At 55.7% G+C, this 2,182-nt stretch carries 4 protein-coding genes; 1 reads left to right on the plus strand and 3 read right to left on the minus strand.

Annotated elements, in window-relative coordinates; translation table 11 throughout:
* The 3 genes from ACOVRA_RS11885 to ACOVRA_RS11895 all read right to left on the minus strand — a co-directional run.
* A partial coding sequence (locus tag ACOVRA_RS11885; protein WP_421720474.1) for an alpha/beta fold hydrolase occupies nt 1-296 on the minus strand: 296 nt, incomplete at its 3' end.
* A 58-nt stretch (nt 297-354) separates the two neighbouring features.
* On the minus strand, nt 355-825 hold the full coding sequence (locus ACOVRA_RS11890; RefSeq protein WP_298228877.1) for a VOC family protein: 471 nt from the start codon (nt 823-825) through the stop codon (nt 355-357).
* 11 nt (nt 826-836) lie between these two features.
* A complete protein-coding gene (locus ACOVRA_RS11895) occupies nt 837-1,376 on the minus strand; it encodes a DUF2244 domain-containing protein (RefSeq protein WP_421720475.1) in 540 nt (179 codons plus the stop codon).
* A gap of 109 nt (nt 1,377-1,485) precedes the next feature.
* Here ACOVRA_RS11895 and nth point away from each other — a divergent pair.
* Nucleotides 1,486-2,182: endonuclease III (gene nth, locus ACOVRA_RS11900; RefSeq protein ID WP_421720476.1), on the plus strand; the 697-nt coding region annotated here is incomplete at its 3' end.

Below are 2,182 nucleotides of genomic sequence, written 5' to 3' on the forward strand. Positions count from 1 at the left end.
AGGCCATGGGCCGGGAAGTCAAAGCTGATCACGCGCCAATTGTCTTTGAGCTGGCCGACCCAAGGCTCCCAGGTATGGAGGGAAGCATTTGAGCCGTGGGCAAGGATCAGGACCGGCGCATCGCGCTTTCCTTCGTTCCGCACATGCAAACGGACACCGTCGCTGATATTGATGAATTGCGAAGTTGGCGACGTATAGCGCGCCTCAGCAACTGCTCGCGGCAAATCTCGGCTGCAGGCCCCCATCATTAGGCCAGCCAAAGCCACCCAGAACCAAGCCAAAAATCGTCTCTGCATCGCGCCAGCCTCCCCAAATATCATCATGTTTGTTGTGTGCGGATATAGTTCAACTACCTCACCATGAGCCGATGTTTGGCGCACTTGTCCAAGGCTCTTGCGGCGCCAAAGCGGCACCTCGCTGCAAGAGTTCGACTGAAATCCCGTCGGGCGAACGCACGAAAGCCATATAGCCGTCCCGCGGTGGCCGGTTGATGATCACGCCACGGGCGGCCAGATGCGCACACAGGCCATAGATGTCATCGACGCGATAAGCCAAATGGCCAAAATTACGCCCACCATCATAGGCATGCTCATCCCAATTATAGGTCAGTTCCACCATGGGCAGGCCACCTGGCAGGCCGCTTTGTGGGGCCTCGCCTTGCGACTTGAAGCGTTCGGCATCTACCGGGGCTGCGAGAAACACCAAGGTGAAGCGGCCCTTCTCGTTCTCGGTCCGGCGCAACTCGACCAGTCCCAAGCCGCCACAAAAGAAATCTAAGGCGGCGTCCAGATTGCCGACGCGGATCATGGTGTGCAGATATTCCATCTTGAGACCTTTCAAACAGTCACTTCAGTCGGGTAGCGCTCGCTGCGCGCTTGTTCTAGCGCTTCTTTAAGGGCTGCTGCAAACTCAATACGCTCATGCGACGAGAGGCAGGTTGCTAAGGGCAGGCTGGCCCCGCCGGCGGACAAGGTCACTTGAGTCTCATATTCGTTGACTTCATCCACAATAACACGGGCAAAACTGGGGCTAACGCGCCACCACCCAATTTTGCCACGGTGACACGTCTTAGAAATTGCTACTTGGGCGGCACTCACCTTCACCGTCTCGCATTCGCGTGCACCGGCTTTGAAATTCACCTTAAAGGCCAAATAGACCAAAATGACATCTAATCCGAAAAAGCCGATGACTGGCCAAGCGCCAATGGAGAGAAACGCTAGACCCGAAAAGAAACTCATGGCCGCGAGGGACAGCATAACGATGCGAAAGCCATGGTTGGATAGAGATCGGTTCGGACGAAGCACAGCGTCCATGTAAATGGCGTCGCGCTGGTCAAACTCAGGGGCAACTGAAAGGGCGGTGATCGACAGGCTCATGGTGCCTAAGCTAGCGCAAACGATCACAAAGCACAGTTCGAGAATGTAGAAGGTTGCAGGTTTTTTGAAGGGGCTAGCGGGGCTCGTCGCAATTGGCTATGGCGGGGCCATGGCCACGAAAGCAAAAATTGTAAAATCCAAACTGAAAGCCGCCGAGATTGCAGCCCTCTATGCGCAATTGGCACTAGAGCGACCCGATCCGCGAACCGAGCTGGATTATACGGACCCTTATACGCTGGTTGTCGCCGTGGCGCTGTCGGCCCAAGCGACCGATGTAGGCGTGAATAAAGCGACCAAACGCCTGTTTGCGGTGGCTGATACGCCGGAGAAAATGGTGGCGTTGGGTGAAGAAGGCGTTGCTAATTATATCAAGACCATCGGCCTATGGCGCAACAAGGCAAAAAACGTCATCGCCTTGTCAGAATTGTTGCTCGAGAAATATGGCGGTGAGGTGCCCCGGAACCGTGAGGCCCTAACCGAATTGCCAGGCGTTGGTCGCAAGACCGCCAATGTGGTTCTCAACGAAGCGTTTGGCGAACCCACCATCGCCGTAGATACGCATATCTTTCGCGTCTCAAACCGGACAGGTCTCGCGCCTGGAAAAAATCCAGATCAGGTTGAAGCAGTGCTGGAACGGGTAACACCGGACGCGTACAAGAAGGGTGCACATCACTGGTTAATCCTGCATGGTCGCTATGTCTGCGATGCCCGTAAGCCAGCTTGTTGGCGGTGTGGCATCGCCGATATCTGCAAGTTCAAAACCAAGACGCCAAACCCGGCCGACGCGCCCAAAAAGGCCAAGCCCG

Origin of the sequence: Aquidulcibacter sp. (assembly GCF_049239865.1) — a bacterium.
Taxonomy (GTDB): domain Bacteria; phylum Pseudomonadota; class Alphaproteobacteria; order Caulobacterales; family Aquidulcibacteraceae; genus Aquidulcibacter.